This is a genomic window from Amycolatopsis sp. NPDC098790 (assembly GCF_044759945.1).
In the GTDB taxonomy this organism is placed as follows: Bacteria; Actinomycetota; Actinomycetes; order Mycobacteriales; family Pseudonocardiaceae; genus Amycolatopsis.
The window spans coordinates 69,382-94,688 of the sequence record NZ_JBIWAI010000001.1 but is presented as its reverse complement, the minus strand read 5'-3'; the positions used below and the strand labels follow the sequence as shown (position 1 = coordinate 94,688).

At 71.6% G+C, this 25,307-nt stretch carries 23 protein-coding genes and 1 pseudogene; 12 read left to right on the top strand and 12 right to left on the bottom strand.

Going from position 1 to position 25,307, the window contains the following annotated elements; genetic code table 11:
- Positions 1 to 14: 14 nt before the first annotated feature.
- From ACIQWX_RS00480 to ACIQWX_RS00465, 4 genes are all read right to left on the bottom strand, one after another.
- The gene (locus ACIQWX_RS00480) at positions 15 to 2,279 is read right to left on the bottom strand and encodes a M4 family metallopeptidase (RefSeq protein WP_400863606.1); all 2,265 of its coding nucleotides are present in this window, start codon (positions 2,277 to 2,279) and stop codon (positions 15 to 17) included.
- Between the two features lie 305 nt (positions 2,280 to 2,584).
- A complete protein-coding gene (locus ACIQWX_RS00475) occupies positions 2,585 to 3,850 on the bottom strand; it encodes a helix-turn-helix domain-containing protein (protein ID WP_400863603.1) in 1,266 nt (421 codons plus the stop codon).
- 74 nt (positions 3,851 to 3,924) lie between these two features.
- Positions 3,925 to 5,940: a M4 family metallopeptidase gene (locus ACIQWX_RS00470; protein WP_400863600.1), complete on the bottom strand. Its 2,016-nt coding sequence runs from the start codon at positions 5,938 to 5,940 to the stop codon at positions 3,925 to 3,927.
- Between the two features lie 301 nt (positions 5,941 to 6,241).
- Entirely contained in the window at positions 6,242 to 7,534 is a 1,293-nt protein-coding gene (locus ACIQWX_RS00465) for a helix-turn-helix domain-containing protein (RefSeq protein WP_400863597.1), read from the bottom strand.
- A 95-nt stretch (positions 7,535 to 7,629) separates the two neighbouring features.
- Here ACIQWX_RS00465 and ACIQWX_RS00460 point away from each other — a divergent pair, with 95 nt between their 5' ends.
- From ACIQWX_RS00460 to ACIQWX_RS00450, 3 genes are read left to right on the top strand one after another with little or no spacing between them, the layout of a single operon-like run.
- Positions 7,630 to 9,462 carry a glycoside hydrolase family 9 protein gene (locus ACIQWX_RS00460; protein ID WP_400863594.1) on the top strand — a complete coding sequence of 611 codons (1,833 nt, stop codon included), beginning with the start codon at positions 7,630 to 7,632 and terminating at the stop codon, positions 9,460 to 9,462.
- A 9-nt stretch (positions 9,463 to 9,471) separates the two neighbouring features.
- Positions 9,472 to 10,257, top strand: coding sequence for a TIGR00730 family Rossman fold protein (locus ACIQWX_RS00455; RefSeq protein ID WP_160698159.1), 786 nt, complete (start codon positions 9,472 to 9,474; stop codon positions 10,255 to 10,257).
- On the top strand, positions 10,257 to 10,841 hold the full coding sequence (locus ACIQWX_RS00450; protein WP_400863591.1) for a TIGR00730 family Rossman fold protein: 585 nt from the start codon (positions 10,257 to 10,259) through the stop codon (positions 10,839 to 10,841). The genes ACIQWX_RS00455 and ACIQWX_RS00450 overlap by 1 nt, the downstream gene beginning before the upstream one ends.
- 19 nt (positions 10,842 to 10,860) lie before the next feature.
- Here ACIQWX_RS00450 and ACIQWX_RS00445 read toward each other — a convergent pair.
- A pseudogene (locus ACIQWX_RS00445) lies at positions 10,861 to 11,652 on the bottom strand (LysR family transcriptional regulator); the annotation flags it as partial.
- A 70-nt stretch (positions 11,653 to 11,722) separates the two neighbouring features.
- On the opposite strand from ACIQWX_RS00445, the gene ACIQWX_RS00440 reads away from it, so the two are divergent.
- Positions 11,723 to 12,439: an SDR family oxidoreductase gene (locus ACIQWX_RS00440; protein WP_400863589.1), complete on the top strand. Its 717-nt coding sequence runs from the start codon at positions 11,723 to 11,725 to the stop codon at positions 12,437 to 12,439.
- Position 12,440: 1 nt separating this feature from the next.
- On the opposite strand, the gene ACIQWX_RS00435 is transcribed toward ACIQWX_RS00440, so the two are convergent.
- Entirely contained in the window at positions 12,441 to 13,115 is a 675-nt protein-coding gene (locus ACIQWX_RS00435; protein WP_400863586.1) for a lysophospholipid acyltransferase family protein, read from the bottom strand.
- Between the two features lie 51 nt (positions 13,116 to 13,166).
- Between ACIQWX_RS00435 and ACIQWX_RS00430 the strand changes: the two genes are divergently transcribed.
- Positions 13,167 to 14,069 (top strand): glucosyl-3-phosphoglycerate synthase, encoded by a 903-nt coding sequence (locus tag ACIQWX_RS00430; RefSeq protein ID WP_400863583.1) that lies wholly within the window; start codon positions 13,167 to 13,169, stop codon positions 14,067 to 14,069.
- Here ACIQWX_RS00430 and cydC read toward each other — a convergent pair.
- Genes cydC through ACIQWX_RS00405 form a run of 5 tightly spaced genes read right to left on the bottom strand, consistent with a single transcriptional unit; the run spans position 14,005 to position 19,833 of the window.
- Entirely contained in the window at positions 14,005 to 15,597 is a 1,593-nt protein-coding gene (cydC, locus tag ACIQWX_RS00425) for a thiol reductant ABC exporter subunit CydC (RefSeq protein WP_400863581.1), read from the bottom strand. The genes ACIQWX_RS00430 and cydC overlap by 65 nt on opposite strands.
- A 50-nt stretch (positions 15,598 to 15,647) precedes the next feature.
- Complete coding sequence (locus ACIQWX_RS00420; protein ID WP_400863578.1) at positions 15,648 to 16,133, bottom strand: hypothetical protein; 486 nt, start codon at positions 16,131 to 16,133, stop codon at positions 15,648 to 15,650.
- The gene (gene cydD / locus ACIQWX_RS00415; protein ID WP_400863576.1) at positions 16,133 to 17,692 is read right to left on the bottom strand and encodes a thiol reductant ABC exporter subunit CydD; all 1,560 of its coding nucleotides are present in this window, start codon (positions 17,690 to 17,692) and stop codon (positions 16,133 to 16,135) included. The genes ACIQWX_RS00420 and cydD overlap by 1 nt, the downstream gene beginning before the upstream one ends.
- An 8-nt stretch (positions 17,693 to 17,700) precedes the next feature.
- Positions 17,701 to 18,669 (bottom strand): cytochrome d ubiquinol oxidase subunit II, encoded by a 969-nt coding sequence (locus ACIQWX_RS00410; RefSeq protein WP_400863573.1) that lies wholly within the window; start codon positions 18,667 to 18,669, stop codon positions 17,701 to 17,703.
- Between the two features lie 3 nt (positions 18,670 to 18,672).
- Positions 18,673 to 19,833, bottom strand: a complete 1,161-nt coding sequence (locus ACIQWX_RS00405; RefSeq protein ID WP_400863570.1) for a cytochrome ubiquinol oxidase subunit I — start codon at positions 19,831 to 19,833, stop codon at positions 18,673 to 18,675.
- 60 nt (positions 19,834 to 19,893) lie between these two features.
- Between ACIQWX_RS00405 and ACIQWX_RS00400 the strand changes: the two genes are divergently transcribed.
- Genes ACIQWX_RS00400 through ACIQWX_RS00380 form a run of 5 tightly spaced genes read left to right on the top strand, consistent with a single transcriptional unit; the run spans position 19,894 to position 22,213 of the window.
- On the top strand, positions 19,894 to 20,211 hold the full coding sequence (locus tag ACIQWX_RS00400) for a helix-turn-helix transcriptional regulator (protein WP_400863567.1): 318 nt from the start codon (positions 19,894 to 19,896) through the stop codon (positions 20,209 to 20,211).
- Positions 20,208 to 20,876, top strand: a complete 669-nt coding sequence (locus ACIQWX_RS00395; protein WP_400863565.1) for a permease prefix domain 1-containing protein — start codon at positions 20,208 to 20,210, stop codon at positions 20,874 to 20,876. Before ACIQWX_RS00400 ends, ACIQWX_RS00395 begins: the two co-directional genes overlap by 4 nt.
- Positions 20,873 to 21,196: a DivIVA domain-containing protein gene (locus tag ACIQWX_RS00390; RefSeq protein ID WP_086681665.1), complete on the top strand. Its 324-nt coding sequence runs from the start codon at positions 20,873 to 20,875 to the stop codon at positions 21,194 to 21,196. The genes ACIQWX_RS00395 and ACIQWX_RS00390 overlap by 4 nt, the downstream gene beginning before the upstream one ends.
- The gene (locus tag ACIQWX_RS00385) at positions 21,193 to 21,651 is read left to right on the top strand and encodes an SRPBCC family protein (protein ID WP_400863562.1); all 459 of its coding nucleotides are present in this window, start codon (positions 21,193 to 21,195) and stop codon (positions 21,649 to 21,651) included. Before ACIQWX_RS00390 ends, ACIQWX_RS00385 begins: the two co-directional genes overlap by 4 nt.
- Positions 21,644 to 22,213 (top strand): DNA-3-methyladenine glycosylase I, encoded by a 570-nt coding sequence (locus ACIQWX_RS00380; RefSeq protein ID WP_400863559.1) that lies wholly within the window; start codon positions 21,644 to 21,646, stop codon positions 22,211 to 22,213. The genes ACIQWX_RS00385 and ACIQWX_RS00380 overlap by 8 nt, the downstream gene beginning before the upstream one ends.
- Positions 22,214 to 22,250: 37 nt before the next feature.
- On the opposite strand, the gene ACIQWX_RS00375 is transcribed toward ACIQWX_RS00380, so the two are convergent.
- Complete coding sequence (locus ACIQWX_RS00375) at positions 22,251 to 23,045, bottom strand: enoyl-CoA hydratase-related protein (RefSeq protein WP_400863556.1); 795 nt, start codon at positions 23,043 to 23,045, stop codon at positions 22,251 to 22,253.
- Positions 23,046 to 23,242: 197 nt separating this feature from the next.
- On the opposite strand from ACIQWX_RS00375, the gene ACIQWX_RS00370 reads away from it, so the two are divergent.
- Positions 23,243 to 23,410, top strand: a complete 168-nt coding sequence (locus ACIQWX_RS00370; RefSeq protein ID WP_013222969.1) for a DUF3117 domain-containing protein — start codon at positions 23,243 to 23,245, stop codon at positions 23,408 to 23,410.
- 89 nt (positions 23,411 to 23,499) lie between these two features.
- A complete protein-coding gene (locus tag ACIQWX_RS00365) occupies positions 23,500 to 24,954 on the top strand; it encodes a leucyl aminopeptidase family protein (RefSeq protein WP_400863553.1) in 1,455 nt (484 codons plus the stop codon).
- Positions 24,955 to 25,307: the final 353 nt, after the last annotated feature.

Below are 25,307 nucleotides of genomic sequence, written 5' to 3'. Positions count from 1 at the left end.
CGGGGTGGGGAGTGCTACACGGTCAACGTCCAGGTGGACAGGTAACCGGTGTCGGCGGGGCCGACGTCTCGGATGCGGAGCTGCCACGCGCCGTTCGCGGCTTCCGAAGAAGCGTTGACGGTGTAGGTGGTGTCGATGTTCGGGGTGGAGTCGCTGCTGGAGTTCTTCAGCCGGTAGGCGGTGCCGTCCGGCGCGACCAGGTCGAGGACCAGGTCACCGCGGTAGGTGTGGGTGATGTGCACCTCGACCTTGGTGGCGTTGGACGCGTTGCGCGCGCAGCCGCCGACGGTGTTGGGGCTGTTGACCGCGCTCGCCGGGTAGTCCGGGATGTTCAGCCGCGTCGAGTTGGTCACCGGGGCGCACGAGCCCGTGGTCCCGACGCCCAGCGTGTACGACGCCGTGTGGTCGGTGCTGGCCCCGTCGGCGGTGATGGTGATCGGGTAGCTGCCGGTCGGGGTCGACGAGGTCGTCGCGATGGTCAGCGTCGAGCTGCCACCGGACTGGATCGTCGCCGGGTTGAACGTCGCGGTCGCGCCGGCGGGCAGGCCCGAGGCGGACAGCGTGATCGACTGCGCCGCGCCGGAGGTGATCGCGGTGCTGATGGTGGTGGTCGCCGAGGCGCCCGGCTGCACGGAACCCGAAGCCGGGTTCAGCGCGACGGAGAAGTCCGGCCCGCCGCCGCTGCACGAAGTCGGCTCACCGCTGACCGTCGGCACGGAGATGGCGTCCCACGCGGCCTTGGTGGCGTTGTACTCGGTGCAGCTGCCGGGGAAGAGCGCGATCGCGGCTTCGAGCGTGGCCTTGCGGGCCGCGCGGTGGTTCCACGACGAGGTCTTCTTCAGCAGGCCGTTGTAGAAGATCTTGCCGGCCTTCTGGATGCCGATGCCGGTGACGGTCGAGCTGTTGCAGGTCGGGCTGGTCGGCTTGCCGCCACCCGGGTTCGAGCCCTCGGCGAGCAGGTAGAACCAGTGGTTCTGCGGGCCGGCGGCCGCGTGCACCTCGGTGCTCGGGATCGACGACGAGTAGCAGTTCGGGTCGCCGACCTTGGACGGCTGGTACATGTAGCGGATCGGGCCCTGGCCGACCAGGTTGACGCCCTCGCCGACCTCGTAGTCCGGCCGGTCCTTGGCGTTGTTCGCGTACGCCTCGGTCAGCGCGCCGAAGATGTCGCCGGTGGACTCGTTGAGGCCGCCGTTCTCGTTGCCGGAACCCGCGCCACCCGGGGTGGTCTGGAAGATGGCGTGCCCGTACTCGTGGGCGACGACGTCGATCGACGTGGCCTGGCGCTGGTTGTCCTGCGAGTGGCCGAAGTGCGTCGACGATCCGTTCCAATAGGCGTTGACGTCGGACAGGCCCACCGACGCCGGGTAGCCGCCGCCGTTGCCGTTGATGCCGTTGCGGCCCAGCCACTCGCCGAGCATCTTCCACTCGGTCTGGGACCCGAACAGCGTGTCGACGCAGGCGGTTTCCAGGTCGGTGCCGGAGCCGTTGCCCCAGGTGTTGTCCGATCCACTGTAGACGGACCCGCCTTCGCGGCCGCAGCTGAGACCGGTGCGGGCGGGGTCGCGCAGCGTGTAGGTGCTGCCGGACTGCGTGGTGTCGATGGAGACCTGGCCGACGTAGTAGCTGTTGCCGGTGCCCACGACGTTCACCGCGGCCGGCTGGGCCTGGCCCTTCGCCCCGGAGGCGAACACCCGGACGTCGTCCCGCTTGTCCAGGACCGCGCCGGTCGCCGCGTCGACGAACACGTGCAGGTTGCTCGGCGCCGTGGCGGTGCGCCCGGCGACGACGACCTCGTACGCGAGCTTCGGGTTCGCTCCGGCCAGCACGACCGTCTCCGGCGTGCTCACACTGTCCACAGTGGGCAGTTGAGCGCGCGCGGTGGCCGCGGCCTTCGCGGCGTCCAGCGTCACCCGCGTGCCGACGGTGATCGGCGCGGTCTCGGCGGCGCTGGTGCCGCGCACACGCCCGGCCCCGTCGGCGACGACGACCGCGTCCCCGCCCACGACCCGGAGGCCCTGGTAGGTGCGCTGGTAGGCGCCGTAGAAGAGGCCACCGCCACCGGCCGTGAGGCCGATGCGCTGGAACGACTCGGCCGGGCCCCGCTTGAGGGCGTCGAGCCCGGAAGCGGCGGCCTGGTCGGCCGCGCGAGCCGCGGCGACGTCCGGGGCGGCGGGCTGGGCCGCCGGGGCCGCGCTCGCCGGGGTCACCGGCAGCGCGAGCGACATGGCGAGCCCGGCGGCGGCCGCCAAGCCCGTTCTGAACCCACGATGGGTCATCGAGGTCTTCCTTCCACGAAGGATGGGTGCGGTGAAGGAAAAAGGGGACGTGTCCCGGGGACTAACAGGAGGTATGCGTCCGGACGCATCCGAGTAAAGGATCAGCGGTTCCGGGCGTCAATGCGCCGAACGGACCAACACCGCGTTCCGGATTCGCCGGTCAATTCGTACAAAGCCCGCCCGTGCAGGGGATTCGCCACGCATTCCGCACCGGAACGACTTTCGTAGGGACTGTCCCGGACACCATCCGAACGCCGGACGATCTCGATCATCGGGAATCGTTAGTATTGCTCAGGAAAACGATGTCAGCCGGTTTCGGCGCCCAGCGCGATCAGGCCGTTCCGCAGCACGTCGGCGGCCTCTTCCTGCTTCCCGATCTCGCCGAGCAGCTCGCTCAACGGCCGCAACGCGCGCACCAGCACACCGCGCGCGCCGAGCCCGGTGGCGAGCTCGACCGCCGCCCGCAGATACTCCGCCGCGCCACGGGCGTCGCCGCGCGCCCGCGCCAGCGACCCCAGCTGCAGCCGCAGTTCCGCCGCCAGCGCCGTGCCCGCGACGACGGCCGGGCGGACCTGGTCCAGCAGCGCCGACGCCGTCTGCAGCCGGCCCGCCGCCAGGTACTCGGCCGCCAGCTCGACGGTGATCGCCGGGACGTCGTCCGGCCACGCCGTCTCCCGCGCCGCGCCGAGGTCGGCCAGCGCGCCCTCGACGTCACCCGCGCGGCCGCGGATCCGGGCCCTGGCCAGCAGGCAGTGCGCCATCGCCGGGTGCAGCGCCCGTTCCTGCATCAGGTCGTAGGCCGCGGTGATCGACGCGGTCGCGTCGGCGAACCGGTCGGCGGCCAGGTGGCTGCGGCACACCTCGAGGTGGCTGCGGGTCAGCTCGGCCAGCACGGCCGGGCCGCCCCTGGCGAGCCGCAGCGCCGACTCGGCGTACTCCGCGGCCCGTTCCAGGTCGCCCTGGCGCAGGTGCCGTTCAGCTAGGCACGCCCGCAGCGTCAGCAGCATCGACGGCTGCGGGTACCCGTCGCGCAGCAGCTCCGCGTGGCAGGTTTCCAGCAGGTGCAAGGAATACTGCGCCTCGCCCCAGCCGGACAGCACCGCCGCGCGCAGCGGCACGACCATCGCCCGCACCGGCGGCGGCTCGCCCGACAACGTCGTTTCAGCCTCCGCGACGTACTTCGTGCGGACGTCGCCGGTCGAGTACCCGGCCAGCCACAGCAACGCGATCCCGGCCTGCCGCGGCCGGTCGAGGCGTTCGGCCTGGCGCCGGATCCGCTGCATCCGCGGGACCGCGCGGCGGGCGTCGCCTGCCAGGAACCGTTCCGCCGTCTCGATCAGTTCGAGGTCGAGCTCGATCAGCTCGCGCGGGGAGCTGCCGCCGAGCAGCTCGTCCGGGTCGATGCCCAGCTGCTGGGCGAAGAACCGCAGCGCATCGCCCGACGGCGTCCGCGCGCCGGTCTCCACCGACGACACGTACGCCGCCGAGTACTGCGGTCCGGCCAGTTCGCGCTGCGTGAGCCCGCGCTCGGTGCGCAGCTCACGCAGGCGTTCGCCGACGCTGTCGCTCACTCGGGTCGCCCTTCCACCGGTTCAGGGTAGGCCGCGCGGCGGCGGGGGAGTCGCCCGCCGCCGCGCGGCCGGGATCAGCAGGCGCCGGCGTCGCTCCACACGGCCCACGAGCCGGGCGCGCCGGGCTCGGCACCGGTCGAGTACCACGTGGACGTCCACTTGTGACCGTTGTGGCCGACGACGTCGTTGGGGACGTACGCCTTCGCGGAGTCCCACTCGGCGAGGCCGTCGCAGCCGGTCGGCGGGGTGCCGGTGCCGACGGTGAGGGAGAACTGCGCGGTGTGGTCGGCTTCGGTGCCGTCGCCGGTGACCGTCACCTGGCTGGTGCCGTTCGGCGTGGTCGCCGAGGTGGTGATGGTCAGCGTCGCGGTGCCGCCGGACTGGACGCTCGCCGGGCTGATCGTCGCCTTCGCGCCCTCGGGCAGGCCCGTGGCCAGCAGCTGGACGGTCTGGGCGTTGCCCGAGGTGACCCGCGTGGTGATGGTCGTCGTCGCGGTCTGTCCGGGTTGGACGGACGCGGACGTCGGCGAGAGCGTCAGCGAGTAGTCGTTGCCCGCGGGCGGCTGGCCGCTGCAGGTCGGCTCACCGCTGACGGCCGGGACGCTCACGGCGTCCCACGCGGCCTTGGTGGCGGCGAACTCGGTGCAGCTGCCCGGGAAGAGCGCGATCGCGGCTTCCAGCGTGGCCTTGCGGGCCGCGCGGTGGTTCCACGACGAGGTCTTCTTCAGCAGGCCGTTGTAGAAGATCTTGCCGGCCTTCTGGATGCCGACGCCGGTGACGGTGGAGTTGTTGCACGTCGGGCTGGCGGCACTGCCCTGGGAAAGCAGGTAGAACCAGTGGTTCTGCGGGCCCGCGGCGGCGTGCACCTCGGTGCTGGGGATCGACGCCGAGTAGCAGTTCGGGTCGCCGACCTTCGACGGCTGGTCCATGTACCGGATCGGGCCCTGGCCGACGAGGTTGACGCCTTCGCCGACGGAGAAGTCCGGCGTGTCCTTGGGGTTGTTGGCGTAGAACTCGGTCAGCGCGCCGAAGATGTCGCCGGTGGACTCGTTGAGCCCGCCGTTTTCGTTGCCGGAGCCGGCGCCGCCCGGGGTGGTCTGGAAGATGGCGTGCCCGAACTCGTGCCCGACGACGTCCATCGGCGTCGCCTGGCGGCGGTTGTCCTGCGAGTGCCCGAAGTGGGTGGAGGAGCCGTCCCAGTAGGCGTTGACGTCGTTGAGGCCGACGCTGGCGCGGAAGCCGCCGCCGGCGCCGTCGATGCCGTTGCGGCCCAGCCACTCGCCGAGCATCTTCCACTCGGTCTGGACGCTGTAGAGCGCGTCGACGCAGGCGGTTTCCAGGTCGGTGCCGGAGCCGTTGCCCCAGGTGTTGCTGCTCTTGGTGAAGATCGAGCCGCCCTCGCGGCCGCAGGCGATGCCGCGGCGGGCGGGGTCGGTCATCGAGTAGGAGCTGCCGGAGCCGGAGGTGTCGATGGAGACCTGGCCGGCGTAGTAGGAGTTGCCGGTGCCGGCTTCGCGGATGTCGTCGCGGGTGTCGAGGACCTTGCCGGTCGCGCTGTCGACGAAGACGTGCAGCTTGGTCGGATGGGCTTGGTTGTGCCCGGAGACGACGACTTCGTAGGCGAGCTTCGGGGAGTCTCCCGCGAGGACGACGAGCTTCGGTTGTGTGGTGCTGTCTACTGTGGACACCTTGCTCGCGGCGATCTTGCTCGCTTGATCGGCGTTGAGCGTGGCCTGGGTCGGCACTGCGATGGGCGCGGTGCGGGCGGCTTCGGTACCGCGAACCCGGCCGGCCCCGTCGGCGACGACGACGGCGTCCCCGCCGACGACCGGCAGGCCGTGGTAGGTGCGCTGGTAGGAGGCGTAGTAGAGGCCGCCGCCACCGGGGGTGACGCCGGTGCGGACGAAGGTTTCGCCGGGGCCCTTGGCAAGCCGGTCGACACCGTTGAGCGCGGCCTGGTCGGCGGCCTGGGCGGCGAGCGCTTCGGGAGGGGCGGCGGGCGCGGGTGCGGCGGCGGCCGGGATCGCCGGCGCGGTCGCGAAGGTCAGGGCCAGGCCGGCGATCGCCGCCAGCCCTCGTGGGGATCTCATGGGGCACCTTTCCGGGGAACGCGGGGAGTGTGACCGGCGGAATAACTACTGTTATTGCGCCGGACGCGTCCGAGTAAAGGTTCCGCTCGTGTGCTGGTCAATGGGCCGAACGGCCTAGCGGGGCGGGGTGAAGATCACGGCTGTGCGGACGAAACCGCAGGAAGCGGCGGGGTTGGCGACTGGTCTGAACCAATTCACCAACTTTGGTAGGGAGTTCGGTTTGGTCCGGACCACTGAGCCCAGTGGTCCGGCGTCAAGGGGTGGGGTGGGCGTTGCCCGAGTGGGCTCGCCGCCCGGCCTCCTATCCCTCGCCGCCCGCCGCCGAGTCGAGGCCGCGCCGGTACGCCTCGATGGCCTCCGCCAGATGACCACGTTGTCGGAGCACGTCACCCAGCCGCAGCGCCGTCGAAACCGCCGCCCCGTGCAGCGACGCCCCCGTCTGGATCTCCGCCGCCTCGCGCAACAGCCACGTCGCCGTCTCCAGGTCCCCCTCGGCCTGCGCGATCTGCCCGCGCAACCCCGTCGCTTCCCCCAGTCCCTCCACGTCGTGCGCCAGCAGCGGCCACACCTCCGACACCAGCGAAGCCGCCTCCTCGGTCGCCCCCTGGCGGAGCAGGACCTCGGCCAGCTCGACCGTCGCCCCCGCGACACCCTCCTCCGAACCGATCGCCGCCAGCTGGTCGCGCGCCGCCGTCAGCTCCGCGCGTGCCTCCTCCAACCGCCCCAGCCGGCGCAGCAAGTACCCCCGCGCCCACCGGCAACGGGCCGCGTCGCGGTCGAACCCCACCGAAGCGAACAGCCGGCACGCCTCGATCAGGTCCTGCTCCGCCCGGCCGGACTGCCCGATCGCCTGCCACACCTGCGACGCCTGCCGGTGGAACCGCGCCACGAAGTCCGGCCGCGAAGCCACCCGCGTCAGCCGGACGCCGTCGAGTGCCGCACGCTCGGCCCGGTGCAGCCCGCCCATCTCCATCAACGGGTGGATCAACGCGCTGAGCAGGCACAACTCGGCGTCGGCGTCGAGGTCGGGCGAAGTCAGCGCCGACTCGACGCGCGCGATCGCCGTCCCGGCGTCGCCGCTCAGGTACCGGCAGCCCGACCAGCGGTGCACGATCATCGCCCGCAGCCACGGCGGCGCCGCCTCCTCCAGCTCCGAAGCGTGCTCCAGCTCCTTCTGCGCGCCCGCGACGTCGAAGAGCTGCCACTTCACCTCGGCCTGGCAGAACCGCGCGTAGCACTCGACGTCGTCGAGGTGGTAACCCGCGGCCTGCCGCGCCACCGTCGCGAACCGCTCTTCCGCCGCCGCGACCCGGCCCTGTTCGAGGTCGCGGTACCCCTCGTCGAGCGCCGCGCGCAGGTCCTCGGCGATGCCCGGCGGCCGGCCGAACCGCAGCTCGTCGACGGTCAGCCCGAGCCGTCGCGCCAGGTAGCCCAGCATCTCCTCCGACGGCGGACGGCTGCCCGTCTCGACCTTCGCGAGGAAACCCCGGTCGTACCCCGGCTCGGCCAGCTCGCGCTGGGTCCACCCCCGGTCGGTGCGCAGCCGCCGGATCCGCGCGCCGAGCGGTTCGGTCATCTCCCCACGGTAGGTCATCGCCCGTGAAGTCGCGGAAACGGACATATTGACGCCCGAGCCGTCGCCAGGCTAGCGTTAAATAGGAAACTTTCCTAACAAAGCGGAGGCCGATCATGCGCCTGCTTCCCCTCGCGACGGCGGCCGCGCTCGCCGTGCCCCTCGCCGCCACCCCGGCCGAAGCCGCGACGCCGGCCGAGGTGCGCGTCGACCAAGTCGGCTACGCTCTCGGCGAGGCGAAGCACGCATACCTGCTCGGCGGCGCCGCGGGGAAGTTCACGGTCGTCGACGAGCGCGGCCGCGCCGTCCGGGAGGGCCGCACCGGCGCGAGCCTCGGTGCCTGGAACACGCGCTACCCGAACGTCTTCGACCTCGATCTGTCCACTCTGGACCGTCCGGGCACCTACCGCGTCAAGGCCGCGGGAGCGACGTCGCCGCCGTTTCGGATCGACACCGCGAGACGGCTGTTCCGCCCGCTCGTGCGCGCCACGACCGAGTTCTTCCAGGCCCAGCGCGACGGCCACGACGTCGTCCCCGGCCGCCTCGACCGCAAGCCGTCGCACCTCGCCGACACGAAAGCCACCGTCTACGCCGAGCCGAAGTTCGCGGGCGAGGGCGGCGACGAGATCGTCGAACCGCTGAAGCCGCAGGGCGGCCCGGTCGACGTCGAAGGCGGCTGGGTCGACGCCGGCGACTTCGTCAAGTTCACGTCCAACACCGCGTATTCGCTGGCCGAACTCGGTTTCGTGCTGCGCGAGGACCCCGATCCGGTGCTGGCGAAGGAAGTCCGGTTCGGGCTCGACTGGCTCGACAAGATGTGGGACGGCCGGACCAGGACGCTCTACGCCCAGGTCGGCATCGGCACCGGCAGCGAGGAGTTCGGCTTCCTCGGCGACCACGACGTCTGGCGCAACCCCCAGGACGACGACGCGCTCGACGTCAAGCCCGGCGACCCCGCGTACTTCGTCAAGTACCGCCCGGTGTTCCCGGCCGGCCCGGCGGGCGCGCCGCTGTCGCCGAACCTCGCCGGCCGCGTCGCCGCCGCGTTCGCGCTCGGCGCGCAGGTGCAGGCTCACCGCGACCCGCGCCTGGCCCGGCACTACCTGGCCGAGGCCGCGTCGGTGTTCGCCCAGGCCAAGACGGCGGACGTCGGCGAGCTGGTCAGCGCGTTCCCGCACGCCTACTACCCGGAGTCGTCCTGGGAAGACGACCTGGAACTCGGTGCGACGCAGCTCGCGCTGGCCGCGCGCAAGCTGGGTGACCCCCGCGCGAACGGCTGGGCCCGCGACGCGGCGAAGTGGGCGAAGGCGTACATCGGCAGCGACGACACGAGCACGTTGAACCTCTACGACACCAGCGCTCTGGCCCACGCCGACCTCGCCGGGCTGCTGCGCACCGGCGTCCCCGGCGCCGCGCTCGGCGTCCGGGAGCTGGCCGCGGACCTCCGCCGTCAGCTGGACGCGGGTGTCGACCAGGCGAAGAAGAGTCCATTCCGGACGGCGGTCGACCTCACCGACTTCGACGCCGCCAGCAAGAGCTTCGGCTTCGCCGCGACCGCGCGGCTCTACCAGCGCGTCACCGGTGACACCCGCTACGCCGCCTTCGGCGCGCAACAACGTGACTTCACGCTCGGCGCGAACGCCTGGGGGGTGTCGCTCGTGGTCGGCGTCGGCACGACGTTCCCGCAGTGCCCGCACCACCAGGCCGCGAACCTCGCCGGACCTTCGAAAGTGCTGTACGGCGCGGTCGTCAACGGCCCGAACGGCGCGGACAACTTCGCCGATCTGCCGTTCCCGGCGGGCGCGAAGGAATGCACCCGTCCGTATGAATCCTTCGACGGCCAGGGAAGTCGCTACGCCGACGACCTCAGTTCATGGCCCAGCAACGAGCCCGCCATCGACTTCACCTCCACGGCGCTGCTCGCATTTTCACTGGCGGCCAGGCCGTAGCATGGGGAAGTGAGCGAACAGTCTGAATGGCCGGACGGCCAGTACCCCGAACGCCCGGTGGAGCGGCACAAGGGCCCGGTCGTGCTGCGCCGCGACCGCCGCGACCAGGGCAGCACCACCGACCAGCGGCTCCTGGACTCGCGCGGCCCGAGCGACTGGGTGCACACCGACCCGTGGCGCGTCCTGCGGATCCAGGCCGAGTTCGTCGAGGGCTTCGGCGCGCTCGCCGAGGTCCCGCGCGCGGTCACCGTGTTCGGCTCGGCCCGCACCAAGCGCGACAACCCGGAGTACGAGCTCGGCCGCAAGATCGGCGGCGCGCTGGCCAACGCCGGCTTCGCCGTGATGACCGGCGGCGGCCCGGGCGCGATGGAGGCGGTCAACCGCGGTGCGGCCGAGGCCGGCGGCTTCTCCGTCGGGCTGGGCATCGAGCTGCCGTTCGAGCAGGGCCTGAACCCGTGGGTCGACCTCGGCGTCAACTTCCGGTACTTCTTCGCCCGCAAGACGATGTTCATCAAGTATTCGCAGGCCTTCATCTGCCTCCCCGGCGGCTTCGGCACGCTCGACGAGCTGTTCGAGGCGCTGACGCTGGTGCAGACCAAGAAGGTCACGAAGTTCCCGGTGGTGCTGTTCGGCAGCGCGTACTGGGGCGGCCTGTACGACTGGATCAAGAACTCGGTCATGGCCGAGGGCAAGATCAGCCCGCACGACCTGGACCTGCTGCACGTCACCGACGACATCGACGACGCCGTCCGCGTGGTCCAGGAGTCCTACCAGGCGTGGGAGGACACCCACTGATGAGCCGGATCTGCGTGTTCTGCGGTTCGTCGATGGGGTTCTCCCCGCGCTACGCCGAGCAGGCGGCGGCGCTGGGCAAGCTCCTGGCCCAGCGCGGCATCGGCCTGGTGTACGGCGGCGCGAGCGTCGGCACGATGGGCGTGGTCGCGGACGCGGCTTTGGCGGCGGGCGGCGAGGTGATCGGCGTGATCCCGGAGGCGCTGTCGTCGGTGGAGATCTCGCACGCGGGGTTGTCCGAGCTGCACGTCGTGAAGGACATGCACGAGCGCAAGGCCAAGATGGCGGCGCTGTCCGACGGTTTCCTGGCGTTGCCGGGCGGCGCGGGCACGCTGGAGGAGCTGTTCGAGGTCTGGACGTGGGCGCAGCTCGGCCTGCACGGCAAGCCGATCGGCTTGGTCGACGTCGACGGGTACTACGGGCCGCTGCTGGCGTTCGCCGACCACATGGTGACGGAGGGGTTCGTCAAGGCGGACTACCGGAAGCTGTTGATGGCGGACGCGGACCCGGCGGCGCTGCTGGACGCGTTCGAGACGTACGAGCCGCCGGCCCCGCCGAAGTGGGCTGCGGAACCGCCGGGGATCTGACGTCGGTGCTCGCGCGGACGAACGCGGCCACCGCCCGCGAGCGTGTCCGGTCCGGCCACGCCAGCAGCACCGACGTCCGGGGCGCGTCGAGCACCGGCACGCACACGACGTCCGCCCGCACGTGGCGGCGGGCCGACTCCGGGACCACCGCGACCACCTGGCCCAGCGCCACCAGCTGGAGCAGCTGCCCCGCGTCCCGCACCTCGGGCCCCTGCACCTCGCTGCCCGGCCACCGCGGGAACGGCTCGCCATCGAGGTCGGCCAGGACCAGCGCCGACCGGCCGGCCAGGCGGTGCCCGCGCGCGAGCATCGCCACCTGGTCCTGCTCCAGCAGCAGCTCGGTGTCGAACCCGGCGGTGTCGTCGTGCGGGCCGTGCAGGAACGCCAGGTCGACGCGGCCGTCGCGCAGCATGCGGGACTGCTCGCCGACCCCGCCCACGACGACCTCGACCTCGATCGCGTCCGGGTCGGCCCGGTAACCGGGGAGGATCCGCTCGAGCAGACCGGCGTCGCCGTCCGGTTTCATCGCCACGAGCAGCTTCGGCGCCTCCTGCCCCGCGCGCTGCGCCCGGCGGACCGCGGCGTCCACCGCGTCGAGCGCTTTGCGGCTCTCCGCAAGGAAAACCGCGCCCGCGGGTGTCAGGCTCACGCCGCGGCTCGTGCGGTTCAGCAGCGGCACGCCCATGCGGCGTTCGAGCTGCTGGATCGCGCGGGACAGCGGGGGCTGGGCGATGCCGAGCCGCTGGGCCGCGCGGCCGAAGTGCAGCTCCTCGGCGACGGCGACGAAGTAAGCGAGCTCCCGCGTCTCCATACCGCCAGAGTATCGGCCGATGCGGCATCGGTGTTGGCTCGCGTGAACCCCGCGCTGGTGTGCTGGAGCCATGAACGACATCACTTTGGTCACCGGCGCGAACAAGGGCATCGGCCGTGAGATCGCCGCGCGGCTCGCCGCTCTCGGGCACACCGTCGTCATCGGCGCCCGCAGCGCGGAGCTCGGCGAAAAGGCAGCCGCGGAGCTGGGCACGGATTCGGTGGTCCTCGACGTGACCGACCCGGCGTCGGTCACCGCGGCCGCGTCACGCCTCGAAGAGCGCTACGGCCGGCTCGACGTCCTGGTCAACAACGCCGCCGTCGCGCGCCCGCCGGGCACCGACCTGGCGCACCAGAGCCCGAGCACCGCCGACCTCGGCACGCTGCGCACGATCTTCGAGACGAACTTCTTCGGCGTCATCACGGTGACGAACGCCCTGCTGCCGCTGCTGCGCCGGTCGGCCGCGCCGCGGATCGTCAACGTCTCCAGCAGCGGCGCGTCACTGGCCAGGAACGCCGATCCGGACGCGCAGCTGCCGATCTCCGCGGGCTACACCCCCTCGAAGACGGCGTTGACGTCGTTGACGCTGCAGTACGCGAGGGAGTTGCGCGGCGACGGCATCCTGGTCAACGCCGTCTGCCCGGGCTACTGCGCGACGGACCTGAACGGCCACGCCGGGTTCCGGACGCCGGCGCAGGGCGCGGTCGCGGCGGTCGGGATGGCGACGATCGGAGCGGACGGCCCGACGGGCACCTTCGTCGACGACGAGGGCCCGGTGCCCTGGTGAGTCAGGCGACGCCCTCGCTCGGCCGCTTGTGGTAGGTGTCCACGTACTCCTGCCCGGAGATCTCCAAGATCGCGTACATGACCTCGTCGGTCACCGACCGGCGGATCGCCGGCGCGTAGTCCTGCCCCTCGTACCGCGAAAAGTCGAGGGGCTTGCCGAACGTGATGCCGATCTTGGCCAGACGCGGAACGCGCGCGCCGCCGGGCTGGAGACCTTCCGTGCCGGTCAGCGCCACCGGGACCACCTTCGCGCCCGTCGCCAGCGCCAGCGCCGCGACGCCCGTGTGGCCCCGGTGGAGCCGGCCGTCCAACGAGCGCGTGCCCTCGGGGTAGATCGCGAACACCCCGCCCGCGTCGAGCACCTTGCGGGCCGCCTCCAGCGCGGCGAGCCCGGCCTGGGCGTTGCCGCGCTCGACCGGGATGTAGCCGAGGCCGCCGACGAACCCGGCCATCAGCTTGCCCTTGAGGCCCTTGCCGGTGAAGTACTCCGCCTTGCCGAGGAACTTGACCTGCCGCGGCGTCGCGAACGTGATCACGCCGGTGTCGAGCGCGGCGCGGTGGTTGGCGGCCAGCAGCACCGGGCCGTCGGCGGGCACGTTCTCCACGCCCCGCACCTCGGGCCGGTACACCGCCCTGGCCAGCGGGCCCAGCACGAACCGGACAAGCAGCGCGATCAAGTGGTCCTCCTCCTCGGGTGCGGTGCCACCAGCATGGCACGATCGTTACCCGTGAGTTGGTTCGAGCGGCGTACGTGGCAGGAGCCCGGGTGGACGCCCGGGGACATCGTGACCGCGAAGGGTGACCGGACGGTTTCGGTCGTGCTACCGGCGCTGGACGAAGAGCGGACCGTCGGCGACGTCGTCGCGTCGGTCCGTCCCCTCGTCGGGAGTGTCGTCGACGAGCTGATCGTCATGGACTCGGGCTCGACCGACGCCACCGTGAAGACCGCCGAAGCCGCCGGCGCCCGCGTGGTGCGCCGCGAGGACGTCCTGCCGGACCTGCCGCCGGTGCCCGGCAAGGGCGAGGTGCTGTGGCGCTCGCTGGCCGCGACCAGCGGCGACCTCGTCGTGTTCCTCGACTCCGACCTGGTCGACCCGGACCCGGCGTTCGTGCCGTCGCTGCTCGGCCCGCTGGTCACCGAAAGCGGCGTCCACCTGGTCAAGGGCTTCTACCGGCGCCCGCTGCGGCTGGAGAGCACCGGCGGCGGCCGCGTCACGGAGCTGCTCGCGCGGCCGGTGCTCTCGGCGCTGCGCCCGGCGCTCGGCGGGCTGGTCCAGCCCCTCGGCGGCGAGTACGCGGGGACGCGCGAGTTCCTCGGGTCGGTGCCGTTCGCGGCCGGCTACGGCGTCGAGATCGGGCTGCTGCTCGACGCCGAGGCGCGCTACGGCCTCGACGGGCTTGCGCAGGTCAACCTGGGCGTCCGCAAGCACCGGAACCGGTCGCTGCGGCAGCTGGGTGTGATGTCCCGGCAGATCCTGGGCACGGCGCTGGACCGCTGCGGCGTCCCGGCCGCGGACGCGCCGTTCACCCAGTTCGTGCAGGTCGACGAGGAGTGGCTGCCGGACGTCACGGAGGTCCGGGTCGCCGACCGGCCGCCGATGCGGGACGTGCTCGCCCGTCCTCGAGGGTGAGGACCTCGTCGAAGCCGGCCAGGTGCTCGGGCCGGTGGGTGACGAGGACGACCGTGCCCTTTGCTTTCGCCAGGACTTTTGCGAGGACGGCGTCGCCGTGGGCGGGATCGAGGCCTTCGACCGGCTCGTCGAGGACCAGCACCTCCGGGGCCGCGAGGACGGCCCGGGCGAGGATCAGCCGCTGCCGTTGACCGCCGGAGAGCGCGTCGCCGTCCGGGCCGGTCTCGCGGTCCAGCCCGAGGTCGAGACCGGCGGTCGCGCAGGCTTCGGTCAGCTCGTCGTCGGTCGCGTCCGGTTTGGCGAGCAGCAGGTTTTCGCGGACGGTCGTGTGGAAGACGTGCGCGTCGGCTTCGGCGCCCGAGATGATCTTTGATAAGTCCGCGTACTCGGTGAGCGGACAGCCGTCGAGGAGGACTTGACCGTCCGTCGGGGTCTCGCTGCCGAGGAGGAGCCGCAGGAGGGTCGTCTTCCCGGCGCCGCTGGGGCCGAGGATCCCGACGCGCTTGCCGGGCGGCAGGTCGAGGTCGATGCGCTGCAACGCGGGCGCTCTACCCGGATGCCGGACACCGGCGTTCTCGAGCTTCAGGTGTCCATTTTGGACTCGCCGGGTGCCTTGGGTGGGCGCGGGCGTTTCGAGAACGGCCTTGACGCGCGCGGCCGACGCCTGGATCTCGGGGACCCGCCGAGCCGCCCCGATGAGCGGGAGGACGACCTCGAAGCTCGTCAAGGCGGCGAGGGCGAGGGCGGCGGTCCACGGCGCGGAGGCGTGGCAGAGCACGGCGACGGCGACGGTGGTGATCAGGTGGACGAGCGTCCCGGCGGCGGTGAGCGCGGCAGTCCGGACCGACGCATTCCGATCGTTCGCGGCGATCTCGTCGACCACCGCGGTCGCTTGGTCACGGTGGTCGTCGAGCGCACCGGCGGCGACGAGTTCGCGGCGCCCGGTCACGAGTTCGACAGCGCGCTCGGCGAGTTCGGTCCGATTCGCCGCATCCCCGGCGGCGGCCTGCCGGGTGACCCGGACGACCAGCCACGGCACCAGGACGCCAGCGACGAGCAGCCCGCCCGCCAGCACCGCCGCGGCCGGTGCCGACGCGGTGGCGGTAACCCCGACGGCGGTGGTCCCGACCAGCCCGGCGACACCCGCGGGCAGCAGCCACCGCAGGACGGCGTCCTGCAGGGAGTCCACATCGGACACGAGCCGGGTGACGAGGTCGCCGCCGGAGAACCGGCCGCCCGGCACGAGCGCTTGGTAGACGCGAGTCCGGAGCGAACCGAGCCACCGCAGGACGACTTCGTGCCCGGCGAGCCGTTCGGCGTACCGGAGCCCGCCGCGGAGCAGGGCGAGGGTCCGGACGCCGACGATGGCAACGGTCAGGGCGCCGAGCGGAGGCTGTTCCGCGGCGCGGAGGAGCAGCCACGCGGCAGTGGCCATGAGCGCGAGGGCGGCGAGTTCGGCGCCGGCCCCGAGGAGCGCGGCGCGGAGAAGCCGGAAGACGTCTTTGGGGGAGGAGCCCCAGACCCCCAAGGCAGCCCCCACCCTTCCCGGCAGGGTTCTGACAAAGTCTTTTGTGCTGGTCATAGGGTGATTCCGTAGAGGGTGAGCGGCGGGGTGGTGTCGCGAACCCGGCGCAGCCGGTTCTCGAGGTGCCGGTATCGGCGCTGATGGCCGGTGCCTGCGGGCTGGGGCCGGAGCAGCAGCGCGCTGAGCCGGTGCTGGATCGCTTTGACGGTCAACACGTAGTGCGCGTCGCGGCGAGCGAAGTAGCGGGCCAGACCGCGGGTGGTGTGCAGGGCGCCGGCGAGGTCGGGGAGGTTCGGCAGCGGCTGCATCGAGGTGGTCCCGGTGGTGACCTGCTGCTGAACCGGCTCGATCCCGCTCTGATGAGTTACTGCGGACAGGAGGTGGACTCCGGCGCGGGCGAAGGTGCCGCGCAGTGATCTGCCGTCCACCGCGATCGCCGTCGGGGTGGCTGTGCTGGTGTCGATCCAGCCGCTGATCGCGGCGCCGAGGCGGGCCGGCGCTTGCTGCTCCCCTGTGGACAAGAAATTTGACAAACCCATCAAGCCGCCACCTCCGCGCCGACCCGGCCATCGCGCAGCTCGATCACCCGGTCCGCCAGCGAAACCATCGCCGGCCGGTGCGCGACCAGCACCGCCGTGCGCCCCGGCAGCAACCGCCGCGTGGCCGACAGCACCGCCGACTCCGTGCGGGAATCCAGCCGGGCCGTCGGCTCGTCCAACAGCACCAACCCCGCCGAAGTCCGCGCCAGCGCCCGGGCCAACCCGACCCGCTGACGCTGCCCCGCCGACAGCACCTCGCCCAACTCGCCCACCTGAGTGGCGTAACCCGACGGCAGCCCCGCGGCCACCGAGTCGAGCGCGGCCGCCCGGGCCGCCGCGGGAACGTCGGCCGACGAGCCCAGGGAGATGTTCGACGCCAAGGATCCCCGGAACAACGTCGGCCGCTGCGGCACCCAGGCGACGTCCGCCAGCCAATCCGCGGGAGACAAGGAACGCAGGTCCACACCGTCCACGAGCACCCGCCCCGAGACCGGCGTCACGAACCCCAGCAGGACAGCCAGCACCGTGCTCTTCCCCGCCGCACTGGGCCCGACCAGAGCTACCCGCGAACCAGCAGGAACCGAAAAGTCTACTTCGGACAAAGCCGGAACACCATCATAGAGAACAGAAACCCGCTCGAAGACCACCGAAGGCGCACCCCGCCGCCGGGTAGAGACGGCCGAGCGCGGCGAAACCACCGGCACCGCAAGAGCCTCCCGCAACGCCGTCAACCCCTCGGCCGCCGCGTGGAACTTCGCGCCCGCCGCGCGCAGCGGCAAGTACGCCTCCGGTGCCAGCACCAAGATCAGCAACGCCGTCCGGGCGTCGAGAGAACCGGACAGCAGCCGGAACCCGATCGGCACCGCCACCAACGCGACCGACAGCGTCGCGACCAGCTCCAGCACCAACGACGACAGGAACGCCACCCGCAGCGTCTTCAAAGTCGCGTCGGCGTGCGCGGCTGCCATCGCGCGGACCTGCGAAGCCTGGGCAGCTGCCCGTCCGAAGACCCGCAGCGTCCCGAGCCCGCGCACGACGTCGAGGAAGTGCCCGCCCAGCTTCAGCAGCAACGACCACTGCCGCGAAGTCCGTGCGGCCGTGTGCTTCCCGACGAGGATCGCGAACACCGGGATCAGCGGCAGCGTCGCCGTCACGACCAGCGCCGACACCAGGTCCGTCGTGAACAGCCGCACGACCACCGCGATCGGCACCACCACCGAGACGACCAGCGACGGCAGGTACCCCGTCAGGTAGCCGTCCGTCGCGTCGACACCCCGCGTGACCTGTGTCGCGACGACGCCGGCGCGGTCCGAAACCGAGTCGAGCAGGCGCCGCCGGAGACCGCCGCGCACCCCGGCCGCGAACCGTCCACTGAGGACACCCTGGCCCCAGGTGAGCACGACCCGCCCGAGAACGGCCAAGACGAGGAACGCCGATAACCCGCCGCCGGTGAGCAGCGTCGCCAGCCCTTCGGCTTGGAGCAGCACCGCGACAGCGGACAGCACCCCGAGCGCGGCCAGCGCGGCCAAGTACCGCCGGAGTCCAGGTAGAGCAGGCACGGGAACTCCTAGAAGTGCAGCAGCGAGCGCTGGTCGACGGGGTGCCGGTGCGCGCGCCAGGTCAGCCACTGCACCACCAGGAGCACCAGCAGCGCCGGCACGGCGAACCAGCCCAGGAGCGTGAACGTCCCGGACGCCGTCGCCGCGTCGCCGACCGTCAGCGACGATCCCGACGACACCAGCACCGTCGGGAAGCGCAGCGTCCCGGCCAGCAACGCCGGGCACGCCGACAGCACCATCGACCCGGCGAGCGCCACCCGGTACCGCCGGAGCCGCAACCCCAGCCAGCAGACGCCGAAGGACCCGAACGCCAGCGCGGCCACACCCGCGCCGAGCGCCGTGACGCCGTCCAGCGCGAAGAACCCCCAGCCCGTCGCGATCACGAGGAACGCGAACACGGGCGCGGTGAACGAACGCGCGAGCCGCACCGCGCGGCCGGTCAGCTCCGCCGGGGCCCGGACCGCGAGGAACGCCGCGCCCTGCAAGCAGAACAACGCGACGAACCCGAGCCCCCACAGCACCGCGTACGGGTCGAAGAACGCGAGCACGTCGGCGATCGGCGGCAGCCCGAGCACGAGGTTGCCGAGGAACAGGCCCCACGACAGCGCCGTCACCAGCGCGCCGCCGACGATGCCGGCCGTCCAGGCGCCGCGCCGCGCGTCCGGGCGGCGGCTGCGCAGCTGCATCGACGCCGTGAACGTGACCAGGCCGAGCAGCAGCGTCACGACCAGGACGTACGCCCCGCTGAACACCTTGCCCTCCAGGTGCGGGAACGCGCCGAAGAGCAGGCCGACCGCGGCCACCAGCCACACCTCGTTGGCCAGGAAGAACGGCCCGAGCGCGCCGAGCGTCTGCCGCCGCTTCCGCTCGTCGGCCTCGAACGCGGGCAGCAGCATGCCCACGCCGTAGTCGTAGCCGGCCAGCGCGAAGTACCCGCAGGTCAGCAGGCCGAGCACGCACCACCAGAAGGTCACCATCGGTCAGACTCCGCTCAGGACGGGCAGTTCGGCGGGCTCGTCGACCGGGTCCGGGCCGCGCTTGGCGACGCGCGCCATGAGCACCCAGTCGGCGACCGCGAGCGCGGCGAACAGCACGGAAAAGGCGATGAAGGAGAACAGGATCTGGCCCGCCGGGACGCCCGCGATCGCGTCCGCGGTGCGCAGCTTCCCCCAGACCAGCCACGGCTGACGGCCGAGTTCGCGCACCAGCCAGCCCATGATCGCCGCGACGAAGGGCAACGGGATCGCCGCGACCATCAGGTAGTGCAGGAACCGCGCTTGGGTGAGCCAGTTCCGGAAGAGCAGCAGCGTGCCGAGGATCGCGAAGAGGAACATGACGAACCCGAGACCGATCATGGCGCCGAGCGGTGCGCCGACCGCGCTCTCGTCGAGCTTGTCCGGTTGGTACACCTTCAGCTCGCCGAACTGCGCGAAGCCCTGGTTGACGACGAAGATCGAGCCGACGAGCGCCGCCACGACCCCGATCCGCATCGAGCGGCGGAAGAACTCGATCTCGTCGGTGCGCTTGAGGAAGTGCCACGCGCTGACGCCGACGACGAAGAACCCGCCGGTCACCAGCGCGGCGCTGAGCACGTGCGGCAGCGACGCGACCAGCGCCGGGTTCGAGAACAGCGCGCCGAAGTCGTCGAGGTGCAGCGTGCCGCCGTCGAGCCGGCTGCCGACCGGGTTCTGCAGGAACGAGTTGGCCAGCATGATGAACAGCGCCGACGCGTACGCGGTCAGCGTCACCAGCCACAGCAGCGCCAGGTGCAGCCACTTGTTCATCCGCCCGAAGCCGAAGATCCACAGGCCGAGGAACGTCGACTCGAGGAAGAACGCGACCAGCGTCTCGATGGCCAGCGGCGCCCCGAAGACGTCGCCGGCGAAGGTGGACAGCCCGGTCCACGTGAGCCCGAACTGGAACTCCATCACGATGCCGGTGACGATCCCGAGCGCGTAGTTGATGACGTAGAGGCGGCCCCAGAAGCGCGTCATCCGCAGCAGTTCCGGCTTGCCGCCGAGCGTCCACCGCGTCTGCATCACGGCCACCAGCGTGACCAACCCCAGGGTGAGCAGCACGAACAGGAAATGGAACGAAGTCGTCGTCGCGAACTGGAGTCTCGCGACCGGGAGTGCGTTCATGTAGCCAGGCTACACATAGCCTGCCTACATGTAGCAAGGCGACGTGTAGACTGCGTACCCATGAAGGCGGACTCCCTGCGCGGCCACCTCGACGCGTTGCTGCTGGCCGTGCTCGACGGCCGCAAGCTGCACGGCTACGCGATCATCGAGGCGCTCCAGCTGCGCAGCGACGGCGCGCTCGACCTGCCCACCGGCACCGTCTACCCGGCGCTGCGCCGGCTGGAGCGGGCCGGCTGGCTGGCCAGCGAATGGGACGTCGTGTCCGGCCGCAAGCGCCGGACCTACCGCCTCACCCGCTCCGGAGAGCAGGCTTTGGCTGCCGAACGCGCCGAGTGGCGGGAGTTCACCACGGTCATCGGGGGAGTGCTGGGGACATGATCGACGAATACCTGGGGGACCTGGACCGCAGACTGCACGGCTGCGGCAAGTTCAAGGCCGACCTGCTGGAAGAGGCCCGCGACGGGCTGCACGACGCCGCCGACGCCTACCGCGCGGGCGGCTGGAGCGACACCGACGCCGAGCGCCGCGCGGTCGCCGACTTCGGCCCGGCGGCCGTCGTCGCCCGCGACTACCAGGCCGAGCTCGGCATGCTCAGCGGCGTCCGGACGCTGTGGAAGCTCGTCATCGGCGTCCCGCTCATGCAAATCTCCTGGGACTACGCCCGGATCCTGACCTTCGGCGAATGGACGAAGCTGTCGACGCCGACGCCGGAGTGGTACCGCGTGATCGCGCACGCCACGCACGGCGCCGTGTTCGTCGTGCCGGTGATCGGCGTGCTCGCCCTGGTCGGCATCCGGTGGCTGTCGCGCCGGCTCGACGCCGTCCGGCTCGCCCGGTTCTGCGGCGCCCTGATCGCGCTGGCCGTCGGCATCAACCTGGCCTCGGTCGGGCTGGTGATCGGCTCGACCGGCCTCGTCGACGTTTCGCGGCTGTTCCTGAGCGTCCCGTGCGTCCTGTTGATGGTCGCCTGGGTGCTGCTTTCGCTGCGGCTCGTCGTGCTCGCGAGACGATCGTGGGGCGGGTATGCCACGATCGTCGCGTGACGACCGCGCTGATCTACCTCGTAGTCATGCTGCTGGTGGCCGCCGTGGTGTTCCTGCTCGCCGCGGTCGTGTTCGGCCGGGGTGAGGAGCTCGCCCCGCTGCCGCCGGGCAGTTCGCCGACGCGGCTGCCCGCCGAGGACATCACCGGCGAGGACCTGACCGAGGTCCGGTTCCAGCTGGTGCTGCGCGGCTACAAGATGTCCGAAGTGGACTGGGTGATGCGCCGCCTCGGGGTCGAGCTCGACGAGCTGCGCACCCGGGTCGCCGAGCTGGAGCAGCGCGAACGCGAGCGGGAGAGCTCGCCGGAAGGCGCTCAGTGACGGACCTGATCCTGTCGGTCGACGTCCGCGCGCCGGCCGGGACGACCTGGCTCGCGCTCACGGACTGGACGCGCCAGGGCGAATGGATGCTCGGCACCGAGGTCGAGGTCGTCGAGGGCAACGGCCGCAGCGTCGGCTCGCGGATCTCGGCGTTCACCGGGCTGGCCGGCCTCGGGTTCACGGACACGATGGAGATCACCAGCTGGGAGCCGCCGGTGCGGTGCGCGGTCCGCCACCTCGGCAGCGTCGTGCAGGGCACGGGCACGTTCCAGGTGGTGCCGAAGGGCGCGCAGCGTTCGACGTTCGTCTGGGCCGAGCACCTGCGGCTGCCGTTCGGGCCGCTGGGCCGGCTCGGCTGGCCGGTCGTGCGGCCGGCGTTCGCGCTGGGGGTGCGCCTGTCGCTGCGGCGGTTCGCGCGGTTCGCGGAGGACTATTCGGTGGGTGGGGATGAGTGAGCTTGTCGGCGCCGACGGCGTCGCGCGGTGCAGCTGGGGCAATTCGACGCCGGACTACGTCGCCTACCACGACGAGGAGTGGGGCGTCCCGCTCCACGGCCGGGACGAGCTGTACGAGCGGCTGTGCCTCGAGTCGTTCCAGTCGGGGCTTTCGTGGATCACGATCCTGCGCAAGCGGGAGGGCTTCCGGAAGGCGTTCAAGCAGTTCAAGCCGGCGAAGGTGGCGAAGTTCGGCGACGCCGACGTCGAACGGCTGATGCAGGACGCGTCGATCGTGCGGAACCGGGCGAAGATCCTGGCGGCGATCAAGAACGCGCAGGCGATCGCCGCGCTGGACACGCCACTGGACGACCTGCTGTGGTCGTTCGCGCCTGCTTCTCATCGCCGTCCTCGCACCATGGCCGACGTCCCGGCCATCACGGACGAGTCCAAGGCGATGGCCAAGGAGCTGAAGAAGCGCGGGTTCGTCTTCCTCGGGCCGACCACGTGCTACGCGCTGATGCAGGCCACCGGCATGGTCGACGACCACGTCTCCGGCTGCTTCCGGGCCGGTCGTGAGTGAGAAACAGGGTTAGAACACTGTTTCCCACTCACGAGCGTCACTTGCCCTGGAAGTTCGGCTTGCGCTTGCCGACGAAGGCCTCGACGGCCTCGGTGTGGTCGGCGGTCGCGCCGAGCGCGGTCTGGGCGGCGTCCTCGGCGTCGAGGGCTTCCTCGAACGTCGACTGCGCGGCCAGGTTGAGCACGCTCTTGATCTTCGCGTAGGCGACCGTCGGCCCGTTCGCGAGCTTCGCGGCGACCTTCTGGGCGCGGGCCGGCAGCTCTTCGTCCGGCACGACCTCGCCGACCAGGCCGAGGCGCAGCGCCTCCGCCGCGTCGACGGTCCGGGCCAGCAGCATCAGCTCGGCGGCGCGGCCGTAGCCGACCAGCCGCTGCAGCGTCCACGACGCGCCCGAGTCCGGGCCGAGCCCGACGTTGGCGAACGCCATCAGGAACGACGACGACTCGGCGGCGATCCGCAGGTCGCTGGCGTAGGCGAAGGCGGCCCCGGCGCCGGCGGCGGTGCCGTTGATCGCCGCGATGACCGGCTTCTCCATCGACACGATCGCCTGGACGATCGGGTTGTAGTGCTCCTTCACCGTGTGTAGCGGCGCGGGGTCACCTGCCTGGAGCAGCCCCACGTGTTCCTTCAGATCCTGGCCGGCGCAGAACGCCTTGCCCGAACCGGTCAGCACGACCGCGCGGACGGCCTCGTCGCCGGACGCCTCGCGCAGCGCCGCGAGCAGTGCTTCCTTCAGCTCGACGGTCAGCGAGTTGTACGCCTGCGGCCGGTTGAGGGTCAGGGTGCGCACCCCGTCGGCGTCGGCGGTCAACAGGACGTCGGATGTGGTCACGTCTTCTCCTTGCGCGGAAACGTCGGTCGTCCGACAGTCTTTCATCCGGTGCGAGCCGCATACCAGCACCGATACGGCGGCAAAAGATCGGTCCGCTGATGCGCCCGGCCGCTGATGAGGGACAATGGACACCAGACCCGGCTGGCTTTCACGCGAGCGCGACCCGGGCGCGCCGGTTGAGACGGAGGGAGCACGCTATGGCGGCCATGAAGCCCCGGACCGGAGATGGTCCCCTCGAAGTGACTAAGGAGGGGCGGGGCCTCGTGATGCGCGTACCGCTCGAGGGTGGTGGGCGACTCGTCGTCGAACTCTCCGCGGAAGAAGCGAAGGACCTCGGCGCCGCTTTGGCGGAGGTCACCGGCTAGCCGATCCCCCCGAACCGTCCTTCCGTCGCACCCCGGTCTCCCTTCGGAGGCCGGGGTCGCGGTTCCTCTGCGCCCGAAGGTTGCTCACTGTGCGTAATCCGCTACCCCCCGTTCCGACCAACCTGCTCGACATCGAGGTCGCGGGCGACCTCCGCCGCGGCACCCCGACGGCCCGGCTCGTGACGGCGCCCGCCGCCGACGTCGAGTCCGAGCCCTTGGAGATCGGCGGCGTCCGGATCACCGGCAAGGCGGGCGACGTGCAGACGGTCCCGGCCGACGGTCCCCGCTGGGTCGCGGGTCTCGGCGACGGCGAGCCGAAGCAGTACCGGAAGGCGGGCGCGGCGCTGGTCCGCGCGGTCAACGCGGCGCTGGCGGACGACGTCGACAGCGGGGGCAAGGCGTTCCGCGCGGTGCAGCTGGAGCTGCCGGAGGAGGCGTCCGGCGAGCACGTCACCGAGCTGGCGCTGGGCCTGCTGCTGGGTGGCTACAAGTTCAAGGTGACGGGTTCCGATCCCTCGCCGTCCGTGCGGACGGTCCGGCTGGTGACGGACAACTTGGCGTTCGGCGAGCTGGTTTCCCGCGCTTCGGTGCTGGCGGCCGCGACGGCGCTGACGCGGGACTTGGCGAACACGCCGTCCAACGTGAAGACGCCGGCGTGGCTGGCGGACACGGCGGCCCGCGTGGCCGGCCCGGGCGTCGAGGTGTCGGTCCGCGACGAGAAGTGGCTGGCGACGCAGGGTTTCGGCGGCGTGCTGGCGGTCGGCGGCGGTTCGGCGCGGCCGCCGCGGCTGATCGAGATGGCCTACAAGCCGTCGGGGGCTGCGAAGCACTTGCTGCTGGTGGGCAAGGGCATCACGTTCGACACGGGCGGCCTGTCGATCAAGCCGGCCGACGGGATGCACCTGATGCGCACGGACATGGCGGGCGGAGCGGCGGTGATCGCGGCAACCCGGGCGATCGCGGCGCTCGGGCTCCCGATCCGCGTGACGGCTCTGGTGCCTTGCGCGGAAAACCACGTGTCGGGCTCGTCGTACCGGCCGGGCGACATCGTCCGCCACTACGGCGGCAAGACGACGGAGGTCGGCAACACGGACGCGGAGGGCCGCATGGTCCTGGCGGACGCGCTGGCGTACGGAATCCGCAAGTACGGCCCGGACGTGGTGGTGGACGCGGCAACGCTGACGGGCGCGATGAAGGTGTCGCTGGGGCTGCGGACGGGCGGGTTCTTCGCATCGGACGCGTCGCTGGCCGCCTCGGTCGTGGCGGCGGGCGCGCGGGTCGGCGAGGCGTGGTGGCGAATGCCGCTGGTGGAGGACTACGCGGAGAACGTCCGAGGCGAGTTCGGCGACGTCCGCCAGACCCCGGCGGGCCCGGGCAGCATCACGGCGGCGTTGTTCTTGAGGGAGTTCACGGAGGGTTTGCCGTGGGCGCACTTGGACATCGCGGGGCCGGCGCGGTCGGAGAAGAACTACGACGACGTGGTGCCGGGGGCGACGGGGTTCGCGGCCCGGACGTTGGTCGAGCTGGCGGCTTCGCTGGGTTGAGAGGGTTGTCCGGCCAGGTGTGCAGGAGGCGGGGCGGCTGCGTGCCGGCCCCGCCTCTGCGAGCGCGCTAGGATTACCGGGCCAAGAGTTCACGCAGCTCATGGACCAGGTGCGCCAGGGCCATGAGGGGCGCGGTAGCGGTCACTACTACGTCCCTCGCCTGGCGACCCCATTGTTCCCAGCGGGGATGATCGTTCTCGTCGTCATCCCGATCGCTGTCGCGATCGCCGTGCTCGTTCGCCACGAGTCACGCTCCTTTGCGTTGCTCCTCTCTTCTCGTTCGCCAGTGCACTGACAACGCCGGCAGCCAGGTGGTTCACACCGAAGCCCGCCGGTGCAACTTCAGGGTAGGG